This is a genomic window from Streptomyces sp. KPB2, assembly GCF_003950055.1.
GTDB lineage: Bacteria > Actinomycetota > Actinomycetes > Streptomycetales > Streptomycetaceae > Streptomyces > Streptomyces salinarius.
On the sequence record NZ_CP034353.1, the window covers coordinates 5,496,207 to 5,522,406 of the forward strand.

21 protein-coding genes are annotated in these 26,200 nt (G+C 73.7%); 16 read left to right on the forward strand and 5 right to left on the reverse strand.

What is annotated here, in order from left to right; translation table 11 throughout:
- Positions 1-306: 306 nt before the first annotated feature.
- From D1J63_RS24715 to hemW, 3 genes are all read left to right on the forward strand, one after another.
- On the forward strand, positions 307-2,184 hold the full coding sequence (locus D1J63_RS24715; RefSeq protein ID WP_164712959.1) for an AMP-dependent synthetase/ligase: 1,878 nt from the start codon (positions 307-309) through the stop codon (positions 2,182-2,184).
- Between the two features lie 196 nt (positions 2,185-2,380).
- Entirely contained in the window at positions 2,381-4,543 is a 2,163-nt protein-coding gene (locus D1J63_RS24720) for an ATP-binding SpoIIE family protein phosphatase (protein WP_125631736.1), read from the forward strand.
- A gap of 40 nt (positions 4,544-4,583) precedes the next feature.
- On the forward strand, positions 4,584-5,816 hold the full coding sequence (gene hemW, locus D1J63_RS24725) for a radical SAM family heme chaperone HemW (RefSeq protein ID WP_125631737.1): 1,233 nt from the start codon (positions 4,584-4,586) through the stop codon (positions 5,814-5,816).
- A gap of 113 nt (positions 5,817-5,929) precedes the next feature.
- Here the strand turns inward: hemW and D1J63_RS24730 are convergent, their stop codons facing one another.
- Together D1J63_RS24730 and D1J63_RS24735 are read right to left on the reverse strand one after the other, a co-directional pair.
- Positions 5,930-6,736, reverse strand: coding sequence for a DUF3097 domain-containing protein (locus D1J63_RS24730; protein WP_125631738.1), 807 nt, complete (start codon positions 6,734-6,736; stop codon positions 5,930-5,932).
- A gap of 34 nt (positions 6,737-6,770) precedes the next feature.
- The gene (locus D1J63_RS24735; RefSeq protein ID WP_125631739.1) at positions 6,771-7,514 is read right to left on the reverse strand and encodes an MBL fold metallo-hydrolase; all 744 of its coding nucleotides are present in this window, start codon (positions 7,512-7,514) and stop codon (positions 6,771-6,773) included.
- Between the two features lie 166 nt (positions 7,515-7,680).
- Between D1J63_RS24735 and hrcA the strand changes: the two genes are divergently transcribed.
- The 4 genes from hrcA to D1J63_RS24755 all read left to right on the forward strand — a co-directional run bounded on the left by hrcA (position 7,681) and on the right by D1J63_RS24755 (position 11,908).
- The gene (gene hrcA / locus D1J63_RS24740; protein WP_102932118.1) at positions 7,681-8,697 is read left to right on the forward strand and encodes a heat-inducible transcriptional repressor HrcA; all 1,017 of its coding nucleotides are present in this window, start codon (positions 7,681-7,683) and stop codon (positions 8,695-8,697) included.
- On the forward strand, positions 8,698-9,837 hold the full coding sequence (dnaJ, locus tag D1J63_RS24745; protein ID WP_102932117.1) for a molecular chaperone DnaJ: 1,140 nt from the start codon (positions 8,698-8,700) through the stop codon (positions 9,835-9,837).
- Between the two features lie 239 nt (positions 9,838-10,076).
- Entirely contained in the window at positions 10,077-11,162 is a 1,086-nt protein-coding gene (locus D1J63_RS24750; RefSeq protein WP_102932116.1) for a nitronate monooxygenase, read from the forward strand.
- Positions 11,159-11,908, forward strand: coding sequence for a 16S rRNA (uracil(1498)-N(3))-methyltransferase (locus tag D1J63_RS24755; RefSeq protein ID WP_125631740.1), 750 nt, complete (start codon positions 11,159-11,161; stop codon positions 11,906-11,908). The genes D1J63_RS24750 and D1J63_RS24755 overlap by 4 nt, the downstream gene beginning before the upstream one ends.
- Before the next feature lie 78 nt (positions 11,909-11,986).
- Here the strand turns inward: D1J63_RS24755 and D1J63_RS24760 are convergent, their stop codons facing one another.
- Complete coding sequence (locus tag D1J63_RS24760) at positions 11,987-12,364, reverse strand: hypothetical protein (RefSeq protein ID WP_206436786.1); 378 nt, start codon at positions 12,362-12,364, stop codon at positions 11,987-11,989.
- Between the two features lie 99 nt (positions 12,365-12,463).
- On the opposite strand from D1J63_RS24760, the gene D1J63_RS24765 reads away from it, so the two are divergent.
- From D1J63_RS24765 to D1J63_RS24790, 5 genes are all read left to right on the forward strand, one after another.
- Entirely contained in the window at positions 12,464-12,952 is a 489-nt protein-coding gene (locus D1J63_RS24765) for a hypothetical protein (protein WP_164712960.1), read from the forward strand.
- Between the two features lie 67 nt (positions 12,953-13,019).
- Positions 13,020-16,223: a S41 family peptidase gene (locus D1J63_RS24770; RefSeq protein WP_125631742.1), complete on the forward strand. Its 3,204-nt coding sequence runs from the start codon at positions 13,020-13,022 to the stop codon at positions 16,221-16,223.
- 413 nt (positions 16,224-16,636) lie between these two features.
- On the forward strand, positions 16,637-16,990 hold the full coding sequence (locus D1J63_RS24780; RefSeq protein ID WP_102931056.1) for a histidine triad nucleotide-binding protein: 354 nt from the start codon (positions 16,637-16,639) through the stop codon (positions 16,988-16,990).
- A gap of 18 nt (positions 16,991-17,008) precedes the next feature.
- The gene (locus D1J63_RS24785) at positions 17,009-17,914 is read left to right on the forward strand and encodes a ribonuclease Z (protein ID WP_125631745.1); all 906 of its coding nucleotides are present in this window, start codon (positions 17,009-17,011) and stop codon (positions 17,912-17,914) included.
- Between the two features lie 20 nt (positions 17,915-17,934).
- Positions 17,935-18,933: an adenosine deaminase gene (locus D1J63_RS24790; protein WP_125631747.1), complete on the forward strand. Its 999-nt coding sequence runs from the start codon at positions 17,935-17,937 to the stop codon at positions 18,931-18,933.
- Between the two features lie 3 nt (positions 18,934-18,936).
- Here the strand turns inward: D1J63_RS24790 and D1J63_RS24795 are convergent, their stop codons facing one another.
- Together D1J63_RS24795 and D1J63_RS24800 are read right to left on the reverse strand one after the other, a co-directional pair.
- Positions 18,937-20,286, reverse strand: coding sequence for an MFS transporter (locus D1J63_RS24795; protein ID WP_125631749.1), 1,350 nt, complete (start codon positions 20,284-20,286; stop codon positions 18,937-18,939).
- A gap of 174 nt (positions 20,287-20,460) precedes the next feature.
- A complete protein-coding gene (locus tag D1J63_RS24800) occupies positions 20,461-21,258 on the reverse strand; it encodes an IclR family transcriptional regulator (protein ID WP_125631751.1) in 798 nt (265 codons plus the stop codon).
- A gap of 111 nt (positions 21,259-21,369) precedes the next feature.
- Here D1J63_RS24800 and D1J63_RS24805 point away from each other — a divergent pair, with 111 nt between their 5' ends.
- The 4 genes from D1J63_RS24805 to D1J63_RS24820 all read left to right on the forward strand — a co-directional run bounded on the left by D1J63_RS24805 (position 21,370) and on the right by D1J63_RS24820 (position 26,199).
- Positions 21,370-22,356 (forward strand): 5-dehydro-4-deoxyglucarate dehydratase, encoded by a 987-nt coding sequence (locus tag D1J63_RS24805; protein ID WP_125631753.1) that lies wholly within the window; start codon positions 21,370-21,372, stop codon positions 22,354-22,356.
- Positions 22,353-23,648: a glucarate dehydratase family protein gene (locus tag D1J63_RS24810; RefSeq protein ID WP_125631755.1), complete on the forward strand. Its 1,296-nt coding sequence runs from the start codon at positions 22,353-22,355 to the stop codon at positions 23,646-23,648. Before D1J63_RS24805 ends, D1J63_RS24810 begins: the two co-directional genes overlap by 4 nt.
- A gap of 143 nt (positions 23,649-23,791) precedes the next feature.
- Positions 23,792-24,937, forward strand: coding sequence for an MFS transporter (locus tag D1J63_RS24815; RefSeq protein ID WP_241235604.1), 1,146 nt, complete (start codon positions 23,792-23,794; stop codon positions 24,935-24,937).
- A gap of 125 nt (positions 24,938-25,062) precedes the next feature.
- On the forward strand, positions 25,063-26,199 hold the full coding sequence (locus D1J63_RS24820; RefSeq protein WP_232249583.1) for a PfkB family carbohydrate kinase: 1,137 nt from the start codon (positions 25,063-25,065) through the stop codon (positions 26,197-26,199).
- Position 26,200 lies beyond the last annotated feature (1 nt).

Here is a 26,200-nt window from a genome sequence, read left to right on the forward strand (position 1 = left end):
CCGTACCGCACGTCGAGTCCGGACAGAACGGACACCGAGGGGCCCGTCGTACGAAAGTGCGGCGGGTCCCTTCGCATGTCACGGGCGCGCATCTGTAGGAAGTGACAGGGCGCGGGCTCTTACGCGGGGGCCGGTCGCCCTCTACTCTGATGCCTGCCCCGTAGTTACTCGTGAGTTAAACAAGTGATCGGGCAACAGTCCGACGCGCCGCTTGACCACGGTCCGAACAACCGCCCGAGAGTGAACCAGCCACACCTGAGCCAGCCGCAACGAGCCAGCCGCACCGTCGCGGGCCCGGAGGATGTCGTGAGCGACACACAGACACTGATCGAGAACCGTCCGCCCTCCGTGGCGGGACTCTTCCTGGAGCGGGTGGCCGCCACGCCGGACGCCGAGGCGTACCGCTACCCGGTGCCGCCGGCCTCGGGCGAGGGCCCCGACGACTGGAAGTCGCTGACCTGGGGACAGGCCGCCGAGCGGGTGTACGCGATCGCGGCCGGCCTGATCGAACTGGGCGTGCTGCCCGAGCAGCGCGTGGCGCTGGCCTCCTCCACCCGCCTGGAGTGGATCCTCGCCGACCTCGGCATCATGTGCGCGGGCGCGGCGACGACCACCGTCTACCCGCAGACCAACGCCGACGAATCGGCGTACATCCTCTCCGACTCCGAGAGCCGGGTGCTGATCGCGGAGGACGCCGCGCAGCTCGCCAAGGCGAAGGAGAAGAAGGCGGAGCTGCCCGACCTCACCCACGTGGTCGTGGTCGACGCGACCGGCGCGGACACCTCCGAGGAGTGGGTCCTCACCCTCGACGAGCTGGAGCGCCGGGGCGCGGCCCGCCTGGGGACGGACCCGCAGCTGATCAAGGAGCGGGTCGGCGCGCTCACCAAGGACCAGCTCGCCACCCTCATCTACACCTCCGGCACCACGGGCCGGCCCAAGGGCGTCCGCCTCCCGCACGACAACTGGTCGTACATGGCGAAGGCGATCGCGGCGACCGGCCTGGTCACCAAGGACGACATCCAGTACCTGTGGCTGCCGCTCGCGCACGTCTTCGGCAAGGTGCTGACCTCCGGCCAGATCGAGGCCGGTCACGTCACCGCCGTCGACGGCCGGGTCGACAAGATCATCGAGAACCTGCCGGTGGTCCAGCCGACCTACATGGCGGCCGTGCCCCGCATCTTCGAGAAGGTCTACAACGGCGTCGCCGCGAAGGCCCGCGCGGGCGGCGGGGCCAAGTACAAGATCTTCCAGTGGGCCGCCGGGATCGCCCGCGAGTACGCCAAGGTCACCCAGGACAACTTCAAGCGCACCGGCACCGCGAGCGCCCCCGCCGGCCTGCGCACCAAGCACGCCGTCGCCGACAAGCTCGTCTACGCCAAGATCCGCGAGGCCTTCGGCGGCCGGCTGCGCGCCTGCGTCTCGGGCTCGGCCGCCCTCGCTCCCGAGATCGGCTACTTCTTCGCCGGCGCCGGCATCCACATCCTGGAGGGCTACGGCCTCACCGAGTCCTCCGCCGCCTCCTTCGTCAACCCCGGCGAGGCCTACCGTACCGGCACCGTCGGCAAGCCGCTGCCCGGCACCGAGGTGCGCATCGCCGACGACGGCGAGATCCTGCTGCGCGGCCCCGGCATCATGGAGGGCTACCACAAGCTGCCCGAGAAGACCGCCGAGGTGCTGGAGTCCGACGGCTGGTTCCACACCGGCGACATCGGCGAACTGTCGCCCGACGGCTACCTGCGCATCACCGACCGCAAGAAGGACCTCATCAAGACCTCCGGCGGCAAGTACATCGCGCCCGCCGAGGTCGAGGGCCAGTTCAAGGCGGTCTGCCCCTACGTCTCCAACATCCTGGTCCACGGCGCCGACCGGAACTTCTGCACCGCGCTCATCGCCCTCGACGAGATCGCGATCACCGAGTGGGCCAAGGAGAACGGCCTGGAGGGCAAGCCGTACGCGGAGATCGTCGCGGCGCCCGCGACCGTCGAGATGGTCGACGGCTACGTCAAGCAGCTCAACGAGGGCCTCCAGCGCTGGCAGACCATCAAGAAGTTCCGCCTGCTGCCCCGCGACCTCGACGTCGAGCATGGCGAGATCACCCCGAGCCTCAAGCTGAAGCGGCCGGTGGTGGAGCGCGAGTACATGAACCTGATCGAGGAGATGTACGAGGGCTCGCGCGAGGCGTAGGGCCCGCAAGAGCGCGGCAGATGTTCGAAGACGGCCGGTTTCCGTTCGGATTCCGGCCGTCTTCGAACGTTCGCCTAGCATGGTTCTCACTCATCGCGGCCCACTTCGGTAACTCCGTGCTTATGGGCGGGATCGGTCTGTCACTCTGTCGGCATTGAGTGTGAGGAATTCGCACGAACTGCCCGGGGAGACGTCCATGTCGGCCATTCCGAGGCAGCGGGAGACCGCCTCCCGCGCCGGCGCGGCGGACGCGCGCGCCGCTGAGGCGTCCGCCGAGTACTCCGGCGAGGGGGCCTCGGTCGAGGTCTTCGGCGAGCGCTTCGAGGAGTGCGCGCGGGCGCGCGTTACCCTGCTGGGCAGCTCCCTGGCGCCGGGCGCCGCCCGCGCGATGGCGCGCGCCGCGCTCGCCGACTGGTCCGCGCTCGGACTGCCCGGCACGGAGCACCTGACCGAGCACCTCGCCGCCGACGCCCTGGTCGTCGTCAGTGAGCTGGTCACCAATGCCGTCGTGCACGCCGGTACCGACGTCGAGGTGGGCCTCCGGGTGGAGGAGACGGGCACCCTCGTCGTCGAGGTCGCGGACCGGCACCCCTCCCGGGCCCCGAGCGGCGGCGGCGACCACGAGACACCGCACGACCCCGCCGAGTACGGGCGCGGCCTGCGCCTCGTCGCCGCGCTCGCGGAGGCCTGGGGGATCACCTACCGCCCGGGCTCCAAGACGGTGTGGGCGCGGCTGCCGGCCGGCGGCGCGGAGCCCGCGGACGGTGCCGGGGTGGGCGCCGGTCTCGCCGAAGCCACGCCCGCCGGAGCGGGCGTCGAGGGCGGCGAGGGCGTCGGGGCGCCCGGGTCCACGGCGCGGACCGGGGCGTACGCCGGGGGCGCGCACCGGACGCCGCCCACGGGCGCGGTGGCGCCGGCAGACCCCGACGGCCCGCACGACGCGTCCGGTGTGCCCGCACGGCCCGGCCGGCGCCGCACCCGCGACCGGGAGTGGCTGGGCCGCGGCGCGCTGTCCTTCCTCGCCGAGGCCTCCGACCTCCTGGCCGGACAGCTCGACGAGGACCTCGTCGCCTCCCTCACCGGCCAGCTGATCGTGCCCCGGCTCGCCGACTGGTGCGGGGTGTGGCTGGAGGACGAGACCCTGGGCCGGGGCGCCTGGAGCGACGACTCCGGGACGGCCGTCGGCGCCCGGCTGGCCCGCGTGTGGCACGCCGGCGAGGGCCACCTCGACGAGCTGCGCGCGGCCCTGGAGAAGGAGCCGCCCCGCCCGCGCGACCCGTGGCGCTCCGGTCCCGTCGGCCACCCCTGGCCCGCCGAGGCGCTCGGCACGCACGGCACCGCGCTCGCCTACCGCCTGGTCGCCGGCGGCCGCCCCCTGGGCACCCTGGTCATCGGCCGGGCCGGCCCCCCGGACCCGACCCCGGACACCCCGGACGCCCAGGACGCCCCCGACACCGGCGGCCACCAGGACTCTCCCGGCTTCCCCGACGAGATCACCGGCCTGGTCGAGGACCTCAGCCGCCGGGTGGCGCTCGCCATCGGCGCCGCCCGCCAGTACGCCCGGCAGGCCACCATCAGCGCCGTCCTCCAGCGCGGCCTGCTGCCCGGCGCCGTCGCCGAGATCCCCGGCGTGCGCAGCGCCCTCGTCTACGAACCGCGCGACAAGGGCGGCCCCAGCGGCGACTTCTACGACCTCTTCCCGGCCGGCGACGGCCGCTGGTGCTTCGCCGTGGGCGACGTCCAGGGCAAGGGCCCCGAGGCCGCCGTCGTCATCGGGCTCGCCCGGCCCTGGCTGCGGCTGCTGGCCCGCGAGCAGTACGGCGTCCCCGACGTCCTCGACCGCCTCAACCAGCTCCTCCTCGACGACGCCACCGAGGCCGCCGACGCCGCCGCCCGCGCGCTGGTCGCCGCCGGAGGCCCACCGGTTGCCCCGGGCGACGGACCGCAGACCCGTTTCCTCTCCCTCCTCTACGGCGAGCTGGTCCCCTTCGAGGGCGGCGTCCGCTGCACCCTCGCGTCCGCCGGACACCCACTGCCGCTGCTCCTCGGCCCCGACGGCACGGTGAGCGCCGTCGCGTGCCCGCAGACCCTGCTCGGCGTCGTCGAGGACGCGACGTACGTCAGCGAGAGCTTCGAGCTGCGGTCCGGCGACACCCTGCTGTGCGTCACGGACGGGGTCACGGAGCGGCGCAGCGGCTCCCGCCAGTTCGACGACGACGACGGGCTCGCCGAGGCACTGGCCGGCTGCACGGGCCTGGACGCCGAGCTGGTCGCCGAGCGGATCCGGCGGCTGGTGCACGAGTTCGGGCCCCGGCCACCGGAGGACGACCTGGCGCTGCTGGTGCTCCAGGCCGAGTGAGCGGGCGGGGGATCGGCGCGGGTGCGGGACAATGGAACGCATGCCCTCCGCACTCCCCGACGGCGAACCCGTCCCCGCCGACGGTGCCCTGCCCGCGTCCGCGCTCGCCGGGGCCGCCGACCGCCCCCTCGGCTTCTACCTGCACGTGCCGTACTGCGCGACCCGCTGCGGCTACTGCGACTTCAACACCTACACCGCGACCGAGCTGCGCGGCACCGGAGGCGTCCTCGCCTCCCGCGACAACTACGCCGACACGCTCGTCGACGAGGTCCGCCTGGCCCGCAAGGTGCTCGGCGACGACCCCCGCGAGGTCCGCACGGTCTTCGTCGGCGGTGGTACGCCCACCCTGCTGGCCGCCGGTGACCTGGTGCGGATGCTCGGTGCGATCCGCGACGAGTTCGGCCTGGCGCCGGACGCGGAGATCACCACGGAGGCCAACCCGGAGTCGGTCGACCCGGCGTACCTCGCCACCCTCCGCGACGGCGGCTTCAACCGGATCTCCTTCGGCATGCAGAGCGCCAGGCAGCACGTCCTGAAGATCCTGGACCGCACCCACACCCCCGGCCGCCCCGAGGCCTGCGTCGCCGAGGCCCGCGCGGCCGGCTTCGACCACGTCAACCTCGACCTGATCTACGGCACCCCCGGCGAGTCCGACGACGACTGGCGCGCCTCCCTGGACGCCGCGCTCGGCGCCGGACCCGACCACGTCTCGGCGTACGCCCTGATCGTCGAGGAGGGCACCCAGCTGGCCCGGCGCATCCGGCGCGGCGAGGTCCCGATGACCGACGACGACGTACACGCCGACCGGTACCTGATCGCCGAGGAGACCCTCGCCGCGGCGGGCTTCGACTGGTACGAGGTGTCGAACTGGGCCACCTCCGACGCCGGTCGCTGCCTGCACAACGAGCTGTACTGGCGGGGCGCCGACTGGTGGGGCGCGGGGCCGGGCGCGCACTCCCACGTGGGGGGCGTGCGGTGGTGGAACGTGAAGCATCCCGGGGCGTACGCGGGCGCACTGGCGGCGGGGAAGTCGCCGGGCGCGGGGCGCGAGGTCCTCACGGACGAGGACCGGCGGGTGGAGCGCGTCCTGCTGGAGCTGCGGCTGCGGGAGGGCGTGCCGCTGGCGCTGCTGCGGGAGGCGGGGCTGGCGGCGGCTCGGCGGGCGCTGTCGGAGGGGCTGCTGGAGGAGGGGCCGTACGAGGCGGGGAGCGCGGTGCTGACGCTGCGCGGGCGGCTGCTGGCGGACGCGGTGGTACGGGACCTGGTGGACTGACGGCGGGTTTCCTCGCCCCCGCCGCCCCTTCCCGTCCCGACCCGGGGGCGCCGCCCCCGGACCCCCGCTCCTCAAACGCCGGAGGGGCTGGATTCACCAGCCGGACAAGTACGTCACGCCGTCACGAAGTCGATCAGCTCCTCCACGCGCCCCAGCAGCTCCGGCTCCAGGTCCTTGTACGAGTTCACCCGGGCCAGGATCGCCTGCCACACCGCGCCCGTGTTCTCCGGCGGCCAGCCCAGGGCCCGGCACACCCCGGTCTTCCAGTCCTGACCGCGAGGCACCCTGGGCCAGCCCTCAATCCCCACCGACGACGGTTTCACGGCCTCCCAGATGTCGATGTACGGGTGGCCCACCACCAGCGCGTGCTCGCTCGTCACCGCCTCCGCGATGCGCCACTCCTTCGAACCCGGCACCAGGTGGTCCACCAGGACGCCCAGCCGTGCGTCCGGGCCGGGGGCGAAGTCGGCGACGATCGACGGGAGGTCGTCCACGCCGCCCAGGTACTCCACGACGACGCCCTCGACGCGCAGGTCGTCGCCCCAGACCTTCTCGACCAGCTCGGCGTCGTGCCGCCCCTCGACATAGATGCGCCCGGCGCGCGCCACCCGCGCCCGTGCGCCGGGGACGGCGACCGAACCGGACGCCGTACGGGAGGGCCGTACCGGGCCGGTGGACGAGGACGGCCGCACCAGCGTCACCACCCGCCCCTCCAGCAGGAACCCGCGTGGTTCCAGCGGGAAGACGCGGTGCTTGCCGAAGCGGTCCTCCAGGGTCACCGTGCCCGCCTCGCAGCGGATCACCGCGCCGCAGAACCCGGTGCCGGGCTCCTCGACCACCAGACCGGGGTCGGCCGGCACCTCGGGAACGGGCTGCGGTTTCTTCCACGGAGGGGTCAGGTCGGCGGAGTACTGGCGCATTCTGCCGACGATACGAGGAACGCCCGCCCGGTGATCAGCGCGACACGCCGAACCGGACGGCCAGCGCGTCCCGTTGGGCCCGCACGAACGCCGCGTCCACCACCGCTCCGTGACCCGGCACGTACAGCGCGTCGTCGCCGCCCAGATCGAGCAGCCGGTCCAGGGCCGCCGGCCAGTCGGACGGTACGGCGTCGGGGCCCGCCTGCGGCTCGCCGGACTCCTCGACCAGGTCGCCGCAGAAGACGACGGCCGGGGAGCCGGGCACCAGCACCGCCAGATCGTGTGACGTGTGCCCCGGACCCACGTCGGCCAGCAGGAGCTGACGGCCACCGCCCAGGTCGAGCCGCTGCTCGCCGCGGACATCCTGCCGGACGGGGACGAGCGCGTCGGCCGCCTCCCGCGCCGCCCGCGCGTCCAGCCCCTCCGCCACCGCGTCCGCGCGCAACGCCTCCCGCCCCTGTCCGCCCGGCGCGAACAGCGCGCCCGTACCCGCCGCGCCGTACGCGCCGTACACCTCCGCGCCCTCGAACGCCGCCGCGCCGAAGACGTGGTCGAAGTGCGGGTGGGTCAGCGCGAGATGTGTCACACGGTGGTCGGCGAGCCGCCGCGCCGCCTCGTGCAACCGGGCGCCCTCCGCCAGGCTGGACCCCGCGTCCACCATCAGTGCCCCGCCCGCGCCGAGCACCAGCCCCGCCGTGCAGTCCCAGCCCGGCAGCCGGCACCGCCCCACCCCGTCCGCCAGCCGCTCCCAGCCCAGCTCTTCCCAAGTCACCGTCACGGCGACGACGCTAACGGCATCGTCACGGCCTTGCCGGGGGCGTACCCCACGGCCGTACACTGGGCCGGGGAAGTCTGGCACTCGCGAGCCGTGAGTGCCAGGGCAGACAGGTCAACGCAGGCCAGACAGGCCGAAACGGGCGGACGACAGCTGGAGGTGCGCGCCGATGCTCAGTGAACGCAGGCTCCAGGTGCTGCGCGCCATCGTCCAGGACTACGTCGGCACCGAGGAACCGGTCGGTTCCAAGGCCCTCACCGAGCGGCACAACCTCGGCGTCTCCCCGGCCACCGTGCGCAACGACATGGCGGCCCTGGAGGACGAGGGGTTCATCGCCCAGCCGCACACCAGCGCCGGGCGCATCCCGACCGACAAGGGCTACCGGCTCTTCGTCGACAAGCTGGCCGGCGTCAAGCCGATGACCGCGCCCGAGCGGCGTGCCATCCAGAACTTCCTGGAGGGCGCCGTCGACCTCGACGACGTGGTGGCCCGCACGGTGCGGCTGCTCGCGCAGCTCACCCGGCAGGTCGCCGTCGTGCAGTACCCCTCGCTGACCCGTTCGACGGTGCGGCACGTGGAGCTGCTCTCGCTGGCGCCCGCGCGCCTGATGCTGGTGCTGATCACGGACACCGGCCGGGTCGAGCAGCGCATGGTCGACTGCCCGGCGCCGTTCGGCGAGGCCTCGCTGGCCGATCTGCGGGCCCGGCTCAACAGCCGGGTCGCGGGACGCCGTTTCACGGATGTCCCGTCTCTGGTGGAAGATCTTGCGGAGCCCTTCGAGGCCGAGGATCGGGGTACGGTCTCCACCGTGCTCTCCACTCTCCTGGAGACGCTGGTCGAGGAGAACGAGGAGCGGCTGATGATCGGCGGCACCGCCAATCTGACCCGCTTCGGGCACGACTTCCCCTTGGTGATCCGGCCGGTGCTGGAGGCACTGGAGGAGCAGGTCGTGCTCCTCAAGCTGCTCGGCGAGGCGAAGGATCCGGGCGTGACCGTACGGATCGGTCATGAGAACGCCCACGAGGGACTCAACTCAACGTCCGTCGTGTCGGTCGGCTACGGTTCGGGCGGCGAGGCGGTTGCCAAGCTCGGCGTGGTCGGACCGACCCGCATGGACTACCCGGGAACGATGGGAGCGGTACGCGCAGTGGCACGGTACGTCGGACAGATCCTGGCGGAGTCGTAGGTGGCCACGGACTACTACGCCGTACTCGGCGTGCGCCGCGACGCTTCCCAGGACGAGATCAAGAAGGCGTTCCGGAGGCTCGCCCGCGAGCTGCACCCGGACGTCAACCCCGATCCGAAGACCCAGGAGCGGTTCAAGGAGATCAACGCCGCCTACGAGGTGCTGTCGGACCCGCAGAAGAAGCAGGTCTACGACCTCGGCGGCGACCCGCTCTCCCAGGCCGGGGGCGGCGGTGGCGCCGGCGGCTTCGGCGCGGGCGGCTTCGGGAACTTCTCGGACATCATGGACGCGTTCTTCGGTACGGCGTCGCAGCGCGGGCCGCGCTCGCGCACCCGCCGGGGCCAGGACGCGATGATCCGCATCGAGGTCGAGCTGGACGAGGCCGCCTTCGGCACGACCAAGGACATCCAGGTCGACACGGCGGTCGTCTGCAACACCTGCAACGGCGAGGGCGCGGCGCCGGGCACGTCGGCCCAGACCTGTGACATGTGCCGCGGTCGCGGTGAGGTCTCGCAGGTCACCCGGTCCTTCCTGGGCCAGGTCATGACCTCCCGACCCTGCCCCCAGTGCCAGGGCTTCGGCACCGTGGTCCCCACCCCGTGCCCCGAGTGCGCGGGCGACGGCCGGGTCCGCTCCCGGCGCACCCTGACCGTGAAGATCCCGGCCGGGGTCGACAACGGCACCCGGATCCAGCTCGCGGGCGAGGGCGAGGTCGGCCCCGGCGGCGGCCCCGCCGGCGACCTGTACGTCGAGATCCACGAGCTGGCCCACTCGACCTTCCAGCGGCGCGGCGACGACCTGCACTGCACGGTCACCATCCCGATGACGGCGGCGGCCCTCGGCACCAAGGTGCCGCTGGAGACCCTCGACGGCATGGAGGAGATCGACATCCGACCGGGCACCCAGTCCGGCCAGTCGATCCCGAAGCACGGCCGGGGCGTCACCCACCTGCGCGGCGGCGGCCGAGGCGACCTCATCGTCCACGTCGAGGTCACCACCCCGGGCAAGCTCGACCCCGAACAGGAACGCCTCCTGCGCGAGCTGGCCAAGCTGCGCGGAGAGGAACGCCCGCAGGGCCAGTTCCAGCCGGGGCAGCAGGGCTTGTTCTCTCGGCTGAAGGACGCGTTCAACGGGCGCTGATGTGGAGCTCGGCGGGTGTCGGTTTGCCGCGTGGGTGTGGGCGGCGGCCGGAGCCTGCCGGGGGTCCGGGGGTCGTCCCCCGGGCAGACACAGTCAGCCGGGGCAGCAGGGCTTGTTCTCTCGGCTGAAGGACGCGTTCAACGGGCGCTGACGGGCCCGCCGGGGATGCGGATGCTCCTGGCGTATGCCAACGGAAGCCCGGATTCGGACTTGTGCGGAGGACGTGACAACATGCCGTCATGTCCTCCGCACTGACCGATCTCTTCCCCTACCCGATCGTGCAGGCACCCATGGCGGGCGGCGTCTCCGTGCCCCAGCTCGCGGCCGCGGTGTCCGAGGCGGGCGGGCTGGGCTTCCTGGCCGCCGGGTACAAGACCGCGGACGGGATGTACCAGGAGATCAAGCACCTGCGGGGACTGACGAGCCGCCCCTTCGGCGTCAACCTCTTCCTCCCGCAGCCGGAGGCGGCCGACCCCGCCGCCGTCGACGTCTACGCCCACCAGCTGGCCGGAGAGGCCGCCTGGTACGAGACGGAGCTGGGCGACCCCGACAGCGGCCGGGACGACGGCTACGACACCAAACTCGCCGTACTCCTCGACAACCCCGTGCCGGTGGTGTCCTTCCACTTCGGCGTCCCGAGCCGTGAGGTCGTCGACTCCCTGCACCGCGTGGGCACCTTCGCCCTGGTCAGCGCCACCACCGCGGACGAGGCCCGGGCCGTCGAGCAGTCCGGCGCCGACGCGGTGATCGCGCAGGGCGCCGAGGCCGGCGGCCACCAGGGCACCCACCGCGACCACCCGGAGACCGGCGGCGCCGGCACCGGACTGCTGTCGCTGGTCGCCCAGGTCCGGGAGACGGTGAGCCTGCCGATCGTCGCGGCCGGCGGCATCATGCGCGGCGCCCAGATCGCCGCGGTCCTCGCGGCCGGCGCGAGCGCGGCCCAGCTCGGCACCGCCTTCCTCGCCACCCCCGAGTCCGGCGCCCACGACCTGCACAAGCAGGCGCTGACCAACCCGCTGTTCGTGCGCACCGAACTCACCCGCGCCTTCTCCGGCCGCCCCGCCCGCGCGCTGGTCAACCGCTTCCTGCGCGAGCACGGGCCCTACGCCCCCGCCGCCTACCCCGAGGTGCACCACCTCACCTCGCCGGTGCGCAAGGCGGCGGCGAAGGCGGGGGACGCGCAGGGCATGGCGCTGTGGGCGGGACAGGGCCACCGGATGGCCCGGGAGCTGCCCGCCGGACAGCTCGTGGAGGTGCTGGTGGCCGAACTCGCCGCCGCCGGGACAGCGTTGTCGGGCTATGCGACGGGAGGCGGCGGCCGATGACCGCACCGGTGTTCGTGGTCGACTCCCTGCGGCCGGAGGACCTGCCCGCGGGCGAGTACGTCCTCGACGGCCCGGAGGGACGGCACGCCGTCTCCGTGAAGCGGCTGCGCGCGGGCGAGGAGGTGGTCCTCACCGACGGACGCGGCCGCTGGGCCGACGGCGTGGTCAAGGCGGCCGAGGGCAAGGACCGACTCGTCGTCACCGTCCCGGACGGCGTGCGCGAGGAGCCCTCCGAACAGCCGCGCGTCACCGTCGTCCAGGCCCTGCCCAAGGGCGATCGCGGCGAGCTGGCCGTCGAGACGATGACCGAGGTCGGCGTCGACGCGATCGTGCCCTGGGCGGCGTCCCGGTGCATCACGCAGTGGAAGGGCGAACGCGGCCTGAAGGCGCTCGGCAAGTGGCGGGCGACGGCCCGGGAGGCCGGCAAGCAGTCCCGCCGGGTCCGCTTCCCCGACGTCGCGGACGCGGCGACTAGCAAGCAGGTTGCCTCACTTCTGGCCGAGGCCGACTTCGCCGCCGTACTCCACGAGAGCGGCGACGCGCCCCTGTCCGTCGCCGCACTCCCCGCCGCCGGCGACATCGTGCTGGTCGTCGGCCCGGAAGGGGGCGTGTCCCCGGAGGAGTTGGCGCTCTTCGCCGAGGCCGGTGCGCGGCCCTACCGACTGGGCCGCAGCGTCCTGCGCACCTCCACCGCGGGCACCGCCGCGACCGCCGTACTCCTGGCCCGCACCGGCCGCTGGTCCTGACGGCGCCGTGAGCCGGCTTCTGACGGTGCCGCAAGCCGACTTCTGACGGTGCCGGGGCCGGTCCTGTGACGGCCCCGGTCAGCCGTCGGTGGCGGCGACCACGGCGGGGAACAGCTCCCAGCCGTCCAGCTCCACCGGCCGGTCCCCGGGCCCGGGCAGCAGCCCCCGCCGCCCGGCCTCGTCGACCAGCGCCCGTACGACACCGGGTTCGCGCAGGTTGAGCAGGTTGCCGCGATCGTCGCCCGCGCAGCCCTCGTACCAGGAGCCGCCCTCCGTGGTCCACCGGCCGGAGTCGGGCGCGCCCGCGCGGAAGACGAACCGGACCCGGACTCCGTCCCGGTGGAGCGTCAGCGCGTCCCGCCAGACGCCGTCGCGGCCCCGCTTCTGCCGGTGACTCCACAGCCAGGTGGTGCCCGCGTCCACGACGAGCCTGCGCTGCCTGCGGTCGTCACCCATGACGACCACGGTAGTGAGGAGTGGCCGTATGCGCCCTACCGCCGGCCCCCGGGCGGTGGCAGGCTGCCCTCCATGGGGGCATTGAGGCGGATTTGGCGCATGGCTCCGGTGGTCGTCGGCTCGGCCGTCGTCGTCGGCGGTCTCGCCGCGTGCGAACCGGGCGGACTCGGCACCGCGACCGTGGCGTACACGACCGACCAGACCGTGACCCGCGAACTGGAGCGGCAGAAGGCGGAGGTGCGCTGGCTCACCTGCACCGCCTCTTACGGCGACAAGGGCACCACGGCCTCGGCGACCGAGCACGCGGTCGCCTCCGTCCACTGCGAGGGCAGGACGGACGGCGGCCAGGACATCACCGTCGACGGCAAGGTCACCAAGGTGGTCAACGGCGCCTGCGTGCGCGGGAATCTGACCGCGAAGGTGGACGGCAAGGAGTGGTTCCGGGTCAAGGGCCTGGGCAACTGCGACGCCACCGGCGCGCCGCCCGCGAACCGGCCCTCCCAGGACCGGCCCGGGCCCACCGTGACCGTCACCCGGACCATCTGGTGCCCCAAGGACCCGCACTGCGGCCCGGTCGAGGGCAAGTGACCGGACGGCGGCCGTGGCCGGGAAGTGATCCAAACCTCTGTCGGCGGGCCGCGCCCCTGCATAGGGTATGGGGGTGACTCAGCCCGCAGCGCCTGCCTACCTCCGCTTTCCGCACCCGCACGGCGAGTTGGTCGCCTTCACCGCCGAGGACGACGTGTGGCTCGCCCCGCTCGACGGCGGCCGTGCCTGGCGGGTCAGCGCCGACAACGTGCCGGTGAACCACCCGCGGATCTCGCCCGACGGCACCACGGTCGCCTGGACCTCCACCCGCGACGGCGCCCCCGAGGTGCACGTCGCTCCCGTCGAGGGCGGCCCCGCCAAGCGCCTCACCCACTGGGGCAGCAGCCGGACCCAGGTACGCGGCTGGACCGCCGACGGCCGCGTCCTCGCCCTGAGCACCTACGGCGAGGCCAGCCTGCGCCGCAGCTGGGCCCGCGCCGTCCCGCTCGACGGCGGACCGGCCACCACCCTGCCGTACGGCCCCGTCGGCGACGTCGCACAGGGCCCGCACACCGTGCTGCTGTCCGCGCCGATGGGCCGCGAGGCCGCCTGGTGGAAGCGCTACCGGGGCGGCACGGCCGGCAAGCTGTGGATCGACGCCGAGGACGACGGCGAGTTCGTGCGCCTGCACGCCGACCTCGACGGCAACATCGAGTACCCCTTCTGGGTCGGCGACCGCATCGCCTTCCTCTCCGACCACGAGGGCACCGGCGCCCTCTACTCCTCCCTCGCCGACGGCTCCGACCTGCGCAGGCACACGCCGCTCGACGGTTTCTACGCCCGCCACGCGGCCACCGACGGCACCCGTGTCGTCTACTCGTCCGCCGGTGAGCTGTGGACCCTCGACGACCTGGACGGCGCCGAACCGCGCCGCCTGGACATCCGGCTCGGCGGCGCCCGCGTCGACCTCCAGTCGTACCCGGTCAACGCCGCCCGCTGGTTCGGCTCCGCGTCCCCCGACCACACCGCGCGCGGCAGCGCCGTCGCCGTACGCGGCGGCGTGCACTGGGTCACCCACCGCTCCGGCCCCGCCCGCGCGCTCGCGGTCACGCCCGGCGTGCGCAACCGGCTGCCGCGCACCTTCCGCGCCGAGGGCGAGGAGTGGGTGGTGTGGGTGACGGACGCCGAGGGCGACGACGCCCTGGAGTTCGCGCCCGCCACCGGACTCGCCCCCGGCGCCACCGCACGGCGCCTGGCCGCCGGGCAGCTCGGCCGGGTGCTGCACCTCGCCGTCGCCCCCGACGGCAGCCGCGTCGCCGTCGCCTCGCACGACGGGCGGGTGCTGCTCGTCGAGCGCGAGACCGGCGAGGTCCGCGAGGTCGACCGCAGCGAGGACGGCGACGCCTCCGGCCTCGTCTTCTCGCCCGACTCCGCCTGGCTCGCCTGGTCCCACCCGGGTCCGGAGCCGCTGCGCCAGCTCAAGCTCGCCAACACCACCGACCTGTCGGTGAGCGAGGCGACGCCGCTGCGCTTCAACGACTACTCGCCCGCCTTCACCCTGGACGGCAAGCACCTCGCCTTCCTCTCCACCCGCTCCTTCGACCCGGTCTACGACGAACACGTCTTCGACCTCGCCTTCGTCGAGGGCGCCCGCCCCTACCTGATCACCCTCGCCGCGACCACCCCCTCGCCCTTCGGCCCGCAGCGCCACGGCCGCGCCTTCGAGACCCCGGACCGCGAGGAGACCCCCGACAGCGAGGGCACCCCCACCACCCGCATCGACATCGAGGGCCTCGCCGACCGCATCGTGCCCTTCCCGGTCGAGGCCGCCCGCTACTCCCGGCTGCGCGCCGCCAAGGACGGCGTCCTGTGGCTGCGCCACCCGCTCACCGGCGTCCTCGGCGCCTCCCGCGCCAACCCGGAGGACCCCGACCCCAACACCGAGCTGGAGCGGTACGACCTCGCCCAGCAGCGCGTCGAGCACCTCGGCGGGGACGCCGACCACTACGAGGTCAGCGGCGACGGCAAGCGGGTGCTGCTGTGGACCGACGGACGGCTCAAGGTGGTACCCAGCGACCGGCGGGCCTCCGGCGACGAGGACAGCGACACCAACATCACCGTCGACCTGGCCCGGGTCCGCCAGACCGTCGAACCGGCCGCCGAGTGGCGGCAGATGTTCGACGAGACCGGGCGCATCATGCGGGACCACTTCTGGCGGGCCGACATGAACGGCGTCGACTGGGACGGTGTCCTGGACCGCTACCGGCCCGTCCTCGACCGCGTCGCCACCCACGACGACCTGGTCGACCTGCTGTGGGAGGTGCACGGCGAACTCGGCACCTCGCACGCCTACGTCACCCCGCGCGGCGGCCACGGCTCCGGCGCCCGGCAGGGCCTGCTCGGCGCCGACCTCTCCCGCCACGAGGACGGCACCTGGCGCATCGACCGTGTGCTGCCCTCCGAGACCTCCGACCCCAACGCCCGTTCCCCGCTCGCCGCGCCCGGTGTCGCCGTGCGTGCCGGGGACGCGATCGTCGCGGTCGCGGGACAGGCCGTGGACCCGGTCACCGGGCCCGGGCCGCTGCTCGTCGGCACGGCGGGCAAGCCGGTCGAGCTGACCATCTCGCCGTCCGGCGGCGGCGAGGTGCGGCACGCCGTCGTCGTCCCGCTCGCCGACGAGGAGCCGCTGCGCTACCACGCCTGGGTCGCCGACCGGCGTGCCTACGTCCACGAGAAGTCCGGCGGGCGGCTCGGTTACCTGCACGTCCCGGACATGCAGGCGCCCGGCTGGGCCCAGATCCACCGCGACCTGCGGGTCGAGGTCGCCAGGGAGGGCCTGGTCGTCGACGTCCGCGAGAACCGCGGCGGGCACACCTCCCAGCTGGTGGTGGAGAAGCTGGCCCGGCGCATCGTCGGCTGGGACCTGCCGCGCGGGATGCGGCCGTCCAGCTATCCGCTGGACGCGCCCCGGGGGCCGGTGGTCGCGGTCGCCAACGAGTTCTCCGGCTCGGACGGCGACATCGTCAACGCGGCGATCAAGGCGCTGGGGATCGGGCCGGTCGTCGGCGTCCGCACCTGGGGCGGCGTCATCGGCATCGACAGCCGCTACCGGCTGGTGGACGGGACGCTGATCACGCAGCCGAAGTACGCGTTCTGGCTGGAGGGGTACGGCTGGGGTGTGGAGAACCACGGTGTCGACCCCGACGTCGAGGTCCCCCAGCGCCCGCAGGACCATGCGGCGGGCCGTGACCCCCAACTGGACGAGGCGATCACGCTCGCGCTGGCGGCGCTGGAGGAAACCCCGGCGAAAACACCGCCGAGCCTCCCCTAGCCCGCGGCGCCCGTGACCAAGCCTGCGGGCAGTCGCGCCGCGCTCCAACCGCGGGCGGTCCTGCCGTGCTCCATCCGCGGGCAGTCGTGCCGTGCTCCATCCCCGGGCGGTCCTGCCGCTCCAACCGCGGGCAGTCGTGCCGCTTGGGGCGGCACGGGTGGGCGCGGGCGGCACCCCGTTCCGCCGGGCTGCGCACCCCACCCCCACGCCGGCACGGGCACCGCGCGCCGTGGTGGACGCCGGGTGGGGGCGCTCGCCGGCGCGGGCCGGGTGCCGCTGCGCCCACCCGTGCCGCCCCAGCGGCACGACTGCCCGCAGCTGGGGGGCGGGCGGCGGCGCGACTGTCCGCAGCTACGGCGGCGGTGGTGGCCGATACGATGCCTTTAGAAGATCACCGGCGTGAGGAGAGCCAAGTGGCTGGCGAACCACAGGACGACTGTCTGTTCTGCAAGATCGTCGCAGGGCAGATTCCCGCGACGATCGTCCGCGAGACGGACACCACCGTCGCGTTCCGGGACATCAACCCCCAGGCCCCCACCCACGTCCTCGTGATCCCCAAGGCCCACCACAAGGACGCCGCCGCCCTCGCCGCCGAGGCCCCGCAGCTCGCCGCCGACGTCCTGCGCGAGACCCAGGCCGTCGCCGACGACGAGAAGCTGGACAGCTACCGCATCGTCTTCAACACCGGCAGTGGCGCCGGCCAGACCGTGTGGCACGCGCACGCCCACGTGCTCGGCGGCCGCGGCCTCGAGTGGCCCCCCGGATAGCCCGGGGCGGCAGACACCGTGTCCGTACGTGAACTCGTCGTCCTCGGCACCGCCAGCCAGGTCCCGACCCGGCACCGCAACCACAACGGCTACCTGCTCCGCTGGGACGGCGAGGGCATCCTGTTCGACCCCGGCGAGGGCACGCAGCGCCAGATGCTGCGCGCCGGGGTCGCCGCCCACGACCTGAACCGGATCTGCGTCACCCACTTCCACGGCGACCACAGTCTCGGCCTCGCCGGCGTGATCCAGCGCATCAACCTCGACCAGGTCCCGCACGAGATCACCGCCCACTACCCGCGCTCCGGGCAGCGCTTCTTCGAGCGGCTTCGGTACGCCACCGCCTACCGCGAGACCGTCGCCCTCACCGAGGCCCCGGTCGCCGCCGACGGCCCGCTCGCGGTCACCCCCGCCTACACCCTGGACGCCCGCAGGCTCTCCCACCCCGTCGAGTCGTACGGCTACCGGCTCACCGAGCCCGACGGCCGCCGCATGCTGCCCGACCGCCTGGCCGCGCACGGCATCGAGGGGCCCGACGTCGGCCGCGTCCAGCGCGAGGGCTCGCTGAACGGCGTACCCCTCGACGCGGTCAGCGAGGTCCGCCGCGGCCAGCGGTTCGCGTTCGTCATGGACACCCGGCTCTGCGAGGGCGTGCACGCGCTCGCCGAGGGCTGCGACCTGCTCGTCATCGAGTCGACCTTCCTCGACGAGGACGAGACGCTCGCCACTGACCACGGCCACCTCACCGCCGGGCAGGCCGCGCGGGTGGCCCGGGACGCGGGCGTACGGCACCTGGTGCTCACCCACTTCAGCCAGCGCTACTCCGACCCCGAGGAGTTCGAGCGGCAGGCGCGCGCGGCCGGGTACGAGGGGGAGCTGACGGTGGCCCGGGACCTCACCCGCGTCCCGGTTCCGAAACGCCGGTAGAACGGCCGTACGATGCTCTGATGCCCCTGCCCAAAGCTGAACTGCACCTCCACATCGAAGGCACCCTGGAACCCGAGCTGGCCTTCGCGCTGGCCGCCCGCAACGGCGTGTCCCTGCCGTATGCGGACGAGGACGCCCTGCGCGAGGCGTACCGCTTCGAGGACCTCCAGTCCTTCCTGAACCTGTACTACGAGCTGATGGCCGTCCTGCGCACCGAGCGGGACTTCGAGGACCTGGCCAACGCCTACCTCGCCCGCGCCGCCGCGCAGGGTGTCCGGCACGCGGAGATCTTCTTCGACCCGCAGGCCCACCTGGCCCGGGGCGTGGAGATGGGCACGGTGGTGGACGGGCTGTGGCGGGCGCTGGGCGCCAGTCGCGAGAACCACGGCGTCTCCACCCGGCTGATCCTCTGTTTCCTGCGCGACGAGTCCGCCGAGTCGGCGCTGGCGACGCTGGACGCCGCCAAGCCGTACCTCGACCGCATCACCGGCGTCGGCCTGGACTCCGCCGAGGTCGGCCACCCGCCGGTCAAGTTCCGCGAGGTGTACGAGGCCGCCGCCGCCCTCGGGCTGCGCCGGGTCGCGCACGCGGGCGAGGAGGGGCCGCCCGCCTACGTCGTCGAGGCCCTCGACGTCCTCGGCGTGGAACGGATCGACCACGGGCTGCGCTCCGTGGAGGACCCGGCGCTGGTCGAGCGGCTGGTGCGCGAGCGCGTCCCGCTCACCCTGTGCCCGCTGTCCAACGTGCGGCTGCGCACGGTCGACACGCTCGCCGACCACCCGCTGCCCGCGATGCTCGACGCGGGCCTCATGTGCACGGTGAACTCCGACGACCCGGCCTACTTCGGCGGTTACGCGGGCGACAACTTCGACGCGGTGCGCGAGGCCCTCGGCCTCACCGAGGAGCGGCTGCGGGAGCTGGCCCGCAACTCGTTCCTCGCCTCCTTCCTGGAGGACGACGAGGAGCTGCGGGCGCGGTATCTCGCGGAGGTCGAGGCTTACACCTTCCCGACGGCGTAGGGCTCAGCCCGTCCCGGACCCCGGCGCGGCCGCCGCCTGCCGGGGTCCCGCCGTGTCGTAGGCGCGCCGGACGGCCACCGCCGGGGCCTCCACGTCGATCTCCACCACCGGCTGCTCCACGGCGCCGACCTCCGGCACCGCACCGCTCGGCGTGCCCGTGGCGGCGGCGACCAGCGCGGCCGGGGTGCCGCCGCGGCGGCGGATCGCGCCGGGCAGCAGCGGGCGTCCGCCGGTGTGCAGGGCGACGGCGGTCATCGGCGCGGCGACCAGCAGCAGCCCCGCGCCGAGCACCAGGCCCATGCCGGCGTACCCGGCGTGCGCGGCCAGCGTGGTGCCGGTCAGCGGCCCGGCCGCCGTGCCCAGCGAGGACGCCGAACCGACGAGGACCGCCCACCGGCCGCGCGGGTCGAGCGAGGCGGCGAGGCCGATCAGGTACGACAGGACGACCGGGTACAGCGTGTTCCAGGCGATCTGGCCGGTCGCGAAGGTCGCGGGGGCAGTCGCGGACGCGGTCAGCGCGATGCACACCGCGATCAGTGCGGTGCCCCCGCCTATCGGCATCGCCCGCCCCAGCCGCGGCCCGAGGGCCCCGGCCGCCAGCACGCCCACCAGCCCCGCGCACAGTGCGGCGGCCAGGACGGCTCCGAGTGCGGCGTCGCCCAGCTTCGCCTGCGTCAGTCCGATGCGGCTGCTGACACCCCACAGAGAGTTCTGCGCGAGCGACCAGAGCAGGACGGTGGTGGCGAGGACCAGTCCCGAACGGCGGTGGGGGAGCGGGGCGGTGCTTGCGGTGCCGGGCCCGCCCGCCGACGTGGCCGCGGCGCCCGGCAGCCGGCCGGTCAGCGGCCAGACCACGAGCGCGGTCAGCGCGATCGCGGCCAGCGGCAGGCCGTGCGACCGGCCGAAGTGCGGGATCGTCAGGTACACCGCGCCGGCCAGCGCCGACACGCTCAGCAGGCCCGCGGTCGAGGCGCGGTGCGGCTGGTGCTCGGCGGCGATCCGGCCGGCGGCGACCGTGCTGGCCGTCCCCGAACCGAAACCGCCCACGACCGCGCCGACGACGACGGCAGGGAGGGCGGTGGTGCACGCGGCGGCGCCGTAGCCGAGGACGGCCAGCGCGAGCCCGAAGCGGGCCAGTGTCCGGGCGCCGACCTGCTGGATGCGGGAGGCCAGCAGGAAGCCCGCGGTCGCCGAACTCAGCAGCAGCGCGCTGCCGACGGCGCCCGCCTGCGTGGTGGACAGCGGAAGGCTGGTGTCGAGTCTGCCGACGGTGGTGGGCAGCAGATACGGAGGCAGGTACCCGGCCGTGAAAAGGGCGACGAGGGGCCAGGGAGTGGTGCGGGCGGCGAACACGGGCGTTCCCAGGGCATGCGAAAGGGACGGGAGGAGGGGAGGGGGCGACGACCGTCGACTGACCGGAACGCGCGGGCAATTTGTATCAAGCGCGGGGAGGCGCGAAACAGCTGGGCAGGTGTGATCTGGATCACATATGCGTTTGGGGGTTTGGAAGCCGGGTAGCAGCGAGCGCTAACGCCAGTGGACCGAGCCGCTCCCGGCCGGAACCGTCGCCTCCAGTTTGGCCCTGGTCTCCCGCATCACCGCCACGATCCGCGCCTCGTGATCCGGCGTCAGCCGGGCCACCGGCACCGAGCAGCTGACCGCGTCCAGTGCCGGAACCTCGTACCGCAGCGCGAAGCCGAAACCGACGATGCCCGTCACGCCCTCCTCGCGGTCGACGGAGTGGCCGCGCTCGCGGGTCCGGGCGAGATCGGCCGCCAGGGACTCCCTGGTGGTGTGCGTGTTCGGGGTCAGCGCCTCGTAGGGGCCGTCCGGCAGCTCCGCGTCCGGGCGCTCGGCGAGCAGCGCCTTGCCCAGCGCGCCCGCGTGCGCGGGCAGCCGGCGGCCCACCCTGCTGATGGTGCGCAGGTATTCGTGCGACTCGCGGGTCGCCAGATAGGCCACGTCGTAGCCGTCCAGCCGTCCCAGGTGGATCGTCTCGCCCAGCGCCTCTGACGCCTCGTCGAGGAACGGCCGCGCCGCCCGCACCCGCGGGTCCGAGTCGAGGTAGCTGGTGCCGGTCAGCAGGGCGTGGATGCCGATGCCGTAGAGGGAGCCGGTGACGTCGGTGCGGACCCAGCCGCGCGAGATCAGGGTCTGCAGCAGCGCGTACATCGAGCTGCGCGGCACCCCCAGTTCGTCCGCCAGTTCCTGGAGGCGGGCCGGACGGTCGCCGCGCGCGGCCAGTACCTCCAGCAGTTCGACCGTGCGCGCCGCGGACTTCACCTCGCGGACGCCGCCCGGCGTCGCGTCCCCAGTCTCCGACATGGGCCGATCGTAAACGGATGCCCTCGACCCATTGACGCCCGACGGTCACCTCTCTAATCTCCATCTCCATACGTAGACGCCATCTACATACGGAGACAGAGAGTGGTGGAGATGACGCGTGTGGGCCCCGTCCCCGATCCCGTCCCCGATCCCGATCCGGACACCGGTCGGGCGGCCGTCGTCCGGCGGCTGCGCGAAGGCATGGCGGCGAGCGTGCTGTCCTTCCCGCTGACCAGCTTCCACGAGGACGGCTCCTTCGACGCCGACGGATACCGGGCCTACGTCGCCGAACGGCTCGCCGCCGGTCCCGGCGCCCTCTTCCCCGCCTGCGGCACCGGCGAGTTCTTCTCCCTGGACGAGGACGAGTACCGGCAGGCCGTCGCCATCGCCGTCGAGGAGACGGCCGGGAGCGTGCCGGTCGTCGCCGGGACCGGATACGGCTGGGCACAGGCCCTGCGGTTCGCGCGCATCGCCGAGGACGCCGGCGCCGACGCCCTGCTCGTCATGCCGCACTACCTCACCGCTGCCCCGCAGGAGGGCCTGGTCGCGCAGGTGGAGAGGATCGCCGCCGGCACCCGGCTGCCGCTGATCGCCTACCAGCGCGGCCAGGTCGCCTACACCGCCGAGTCCCTCCGTCGCCTGTCCCGCGTCCCCGGTGTCGTCGGCCTCAAGGACGGCCACAGCGACCTGGACCGCCTCCAGCGCATGGTCCTCGCCGCCCCCGACGACTTCCTGTTCTTCAACGGCGCCGCCACCGCCGAGATCCAGGCCCGTGCCTACGCCGCCGTCGGCGTCCCCGCCTACTCCTCCGCCGTGCACGCCTTCGCCCCCGAGATCGCGAACGCCTTCCTCGCCGCCCTGCGCGCCGGCGACCGCGGCACGGTCGACAAGCTGCTGCGCGACTTCTACGTGCCCTTCGTCGAACTGCGCGACCGGGTCCCCGGGTACGGGGTCTCCCTCGTGAAGGCCGCGGCCCGGCTGCGCGGCTGCTCCGTCGGCCCCGTGCGCGCCCCGCTCACCGACCCCACGGCCGCCGAGTCGGCCGAACTGAAGACCCTGCTCACCGCCGGACTCGACCTCGTAGGAGCCGCCCTGTGACCGCCGACCTCACCATCACGGCCGTCCACCTCACGCCGATCCTCGTCGCGGACCCGCCACTCCTCAACACCCAGGGCGTGCACCAGCCGTACACGCCCCGGCTGATCGTCGAGGTCGAGACCGCCGGCGGGGCCACCGGCGTCGGCGAGACCTACGGCGACGCCAAGTACCTGGAGCTGGCCCGCCCGTTCGCGGAGCGGCTGGTGGGCCGTCGGGTGAGCGACCTCAACGGCCTGTTCACCGTCGCCGACGAGGTCGCCGTGGACGACTCCCGGGTCTCCGGACAGGTCGACGTCGGCGGGCTGCGCGGCGTCCAGACCGCCGACAAGCTGCGCCTGTCCGTCGTCTCCGGCTTCGAGGTCGCCTGCCTCGACGCTCTCGGCAAGGCGCTCGGCCTGCCCGTGCACGCCCTGCTCGGTGGCAAGGTCCGCGACGCCGTCGAGTACAGCGCCTACCTCTTCTACAAGTGGGCCGAGCACCCCGAGGGCGTGGCGAGTGAGAAGGACGACTGGGGAGCGGCTGTCGACCCGGCCGGCGTCGTCGCCCAGGCCCGCGCCTTCACCGAGCGGTACGGCTTCACCTCCTTCAAGCTCAAGGGCGGCGTCTTCCCGCCCGACGAGGAGATCGCCGCCGTCAAGGCCCTCGCCGCGGCCTTCCCCGGCCACCCCCTGCGGCTGGACCCCAACGGCGCATGGTCCGTGGAGACCTCGCTGAGGGTCGCGGCGGAACTCGGGGACGTCCTGGAGTACCTGGAGGACCCCGCGCTCGGCACCCCGGCGATGGCCGAGGTCGCCGCGCGGACCGGCGTGCCGCTCGCGACCAACATGTGCGTCACGACGTTCGCCGAGATCCCGGAGGCGTTCACCAAGGGCGCCGTCCAGGTCGTGCTCTCCGACCACCACTACTGGGGCGGACTGCGCAACACCCAGCAACTCGCCGCCGTCTGCCGCACCTTCGGCGTCGGTGTCTCCATGCATTCCAACACCCACCTCGGCATCAGTCTCGCCGCCATGACCCACGTCGCGGCCACCGTGCCCAACCTCCACCACGCCTGCGACTCCCACTACCCCTGGCAGTCCGAGGACGTGCTCACCGAACGGCTCACCTTCGACGGCGGCAAGGTCGCCGTCTCCGACGCCCCCGGCCTCGGTGTCCAACTCGACGGCGACAAGCTGGCGTTCCTCCACCGCCGCTGGCTCGACGACGACGGCACCCTCCGCGACCGCGACGACGCGGCGGCGATGCGGGTCGCCGACCCGGAGTGGGTGACGCCTTCGGGTCCGCGCTGGTGATCTCCGGGACCGAGGTGGTGCACCTTCATGCCCGGACACCGTGGGCAAGGCTGCTGCGTGGCCGGCATCTGTGGTGGCTGGGCACTGGCGTGGGTACATAGGGCCGGAGCCGCGCGGTGTGCGGCTGTGACCGCAACCATCAATTGAGGACCCCGACGGCGCGCAACCACCTCCGCGAGAGCGGCGGCGGGTTAGCCGCACAAACAGAGCGGTTCGGGGCCAAGGTGTGGCTCACCCGCATCATGATCAGCTGGGGTGTCGTCGCCACCGCGATGGCCTTCGTCAACAGCGTGGAGATGTTCTACGCCCTGCGCTTCCTGCTCGGCGTCGCCGAGGCGGGCTTCTTCCCGGCCGTCATCTACTACTTCAGCCGCTGGCTCCCCGACTCCCACCGGGGCCGGGCCACGTCGATCTTCCTGATGGGTTCGGGCACCGCCACCGTCATCGTCGGCCCGATCTCGGGCGCGCTGATGGAGATGCACGGGATCTGGGGCCACGCGGGCTGGCAGTGGATGTTCTTCGTCGAGGGCGTCTTCTCCGTCGTGCTCGGCTTCGTCGTCTACCGCTTCCTCGACTCGGGCGTCGAACAGGCGACATGGCTGACCGACGAGGAGAAGTCCGGCCTGGTCGCGGCCGTCGACGCCGAGCAGGAGGAACGGGACGCGCGGCGCGGGGAGAAGGCGGCCAGGGTCTCCCGCTGGAAGCTGCTCGCCGACCCCCAGATGCTGCTCTTCCTGTGGATCTACTTCGCCATCGGGCTGCTGACCGCCGTGCCGTGGCTGTGCGCGCTGGTCGCCCTGTTCGTCAGCGGCCGGGTCTCCGACCGCATCGGCAGGCGCAGGCCCGTGCTGGTGGTCCTGCTCCTGCTCGGCGGCTGCGGCACCCTCCTCGCCGTGTTCGTCTCGCCCTGGGTGGGGCTCGGCGCGCTGTGCCTGGCCGCGATGGGCTTCAAACCGGCTTCCCCGGTCTTCTGGACGATCCCGCAGAGCTACCTGGACGCCCGGGCCGCGGCCCCCGGCATCGCGCTGATCAACTCCATCGGCAACCTCGGCGGGTTCGTCGCCCCCACCGCGTTCGGCATCATCGAGGACTCGACCGGCTCGACCAAGGGCGGCCTGGTCGGCCTCACCGTCCTGGGCTTCCTGGCCGCGCTGAGCGTCCTGCTGGTGCGCGGCGGCGGGCGCAACGACCGGGTGCGCACCCGCCCGGCGAAGGCACCCGCCGCCCCGGCGCCGGAGTCCACTCCGGGGGCGGCCCGGCGCGCGGACCCGGGGCCCGCCCCGGCGTGACACCACGGCGGCCGGCACCACCGCACCGTCGGTGGCGTGGTGCACACTGGCGGGGTCCGCACCATGCCAGGGAGCGCACCGTGACAGCGTCCACCGTGTCCACCGACGTGCCCGGCGTGCCCGTCATGCCGGCCGACGAGAGAACGCACCGCCACGTCCCGCCCGAGGGATCGCACCGCCATCCCCAGGTCGATCCCCTCGCCGGCCTGCGCACACCGCAGGACCCGCCGTGGGACGTGTACCTGACCGGCACCGTCTTCCTCGACGTGATCTTCACCGGGCTCGACTCCGCCCCGGTGCGCGGGACCGAGTCCTGGGCCCGGGGGATGGGGTCGAGCCCGGGCGGCATCGCCAACATGGCGACCGCGCTGGCCCGCCTCGGCCTGCGCACCTCGCTGGCCGCCGCGTTCGGCGACGACCACTACGGCGACTACTGCTGGGACGCGCTCGCCCAGGGCGAGGGCATCGACCTGTCCCCGTCCCGCACCGTGCCCGGCTGGCACTCGCCGGTGACGGTCTCGATGGCGTACGAGGGGGAGCGCACGATGGTCTCCCACGGTCACGAGCCGCCGCCGGAGGAGCCGTCGCCCGACTGCCCGCCCCGGGCCCGTGCCGCCGTCGCCTCCCTCACGCCCGGCGTCCGCGCCCCCTGGATCGCCCAGGCCGCCGCCCGCGGCACCCGGGTCTTCGCCGACGTGGGCTGGGACGACACCGGCGCCTGGGACCTGGCCGCGCTGCCCGACCTCGCGCACTGCGAGGCCTTCCTGCCCAACGCGGAGGAGGCCATGCGCTACACCGGCGCCGGCTGCCCCCGCGCCGCCGCGCACGCCCTGACCGAGCACGTGCCGCTCGCCGTGGTCACCCTCGGCGCGGACGGCGCCTACGCGGTCGACCGGCGCACGGGGGAGAGCGCCGAGGTCCCCGCCATCGAGGTGGAGGCCCTGGACCCGACCGGCGCCGGGGACGTCTTCGTGGCCGGCTTCGTCACCGGCACCCTGGCCGGCTGGCCGCTGGCCGACCGCCTGGCCTTCGCGGGCCTGACCGCCGCGCTCTCCGTCCAGGAGTTCGGCGGCTCGCTGTCGGCACCGGGCTGGTGCGAGATCGCCACCTGGTGGCGCAAGGTCCAGTCGCTGGACGACCAGGACCCGGCGGCCCTCAGCCGCTACGCCTTCCTGGCCGGCCTGGTCCCGGACGACCTGGTGGCACCCTGGCCCCTGCGCCGCGCGGTCCCCACCATCGGCTACCGCCCCCCGACGCCCTGAC

Excerpts from the sequence above, each read along its gene's own strand:
- D1J63_RS24720 (WP_125631736.1), top strand. The coding sequence starts at position 2,381 with ATGTCGGCCATTCCGAGGCAGCGGGAGACCGCCTCCCGCGCCGGCGCG.
- hemW (WP_125631737.1), top strand. The coding sequence starts at position 4,584 with ATGCCCTCCGCACTCCCCGACGGCGAACCCGTCCCCGCCGACGGTGCC.
- D1J63_RS24730 (WP_125631738.1), bottom strand. The coding sequence starts at position 6,736 with ATGCGCCAGTACTCCGCCGACCTGACCCCTCCGTGGAAGAAACCGCAG.
- hrcA (WP_102932118.1), top strand. The coding sequence starts at position 7,681 with ATGCTCAGTGAACGCAGGCTCCAGGTGCTGCGCGCCATCGTCCAGGAC.
- D1J63_RS24750 (WP_102932116.1), top strand. The coding sequence starts at position 10,077 with ATGTCCTCCGCACTGACCGATCTCTTCCCCTACCCGATCGTGCAGGCA.
- D1J63_RS24755 (WP_125631740.1), top strand. The coding sequence starts at position 11,159 with ATGACCGCACCGGTGTTCGTGGTCGACTCCCTGCGGCCGGAGGACCTG.
- D1J63_RS24760 (WP_206436786.1), bottom strand. The coding sequence starts at position 12,364 with ATGGGTGACGACCGCAGGCAGCGCAGGCTCGTCGTGGACGCGGGCACC.
- D1J63_RS24765 (WP_164712960.1), top strand. The coding sequence starts at position 12,464 with ATGGCTCCGGTGGTCGTCGGCTCGGCCGTCGTCGTCGGCGGTCTCGCC.
- D1J63_RS24770 (WP_125631742.1), top strand. The coding sequence starts at position 13,020 with ATGGGGGTGACTCAGCCCGCAGCGCCTGCCTACCTCCGCTTTCCGCAC.
- D1J63_RS24790 (WP_125631747.1), top strand. The coding sequence starts at position 17,935 with ATGCCCCTGCCCAAAGCTGAACTGCACCTCCACATCGAAGGCACCCTG.
- D1J63_RS24800 (WP_125631751.1), bottom strand. The coding sequence starts at position 21,258 with ATGTCGGAGACTGGGGACGCGACGCCGGGCGGCGTCCGCGAGGTGAAG.
- D1J63_RS24805 (WP_125631753.1), top strand. The coding sequence starts at position 21,370 with ATGACGCGTGTGGGCCCCGTCCCCGATCCCGTCCCCGATCCCGATCCG.
- D1J63_RS24820 (WP_232249583.1), top strand. The coding sequence starts at position 25,063 with ATGCCGGCCGACGAGAGAACGCACCGCCACGTCCCGCCCGAGGGATCG.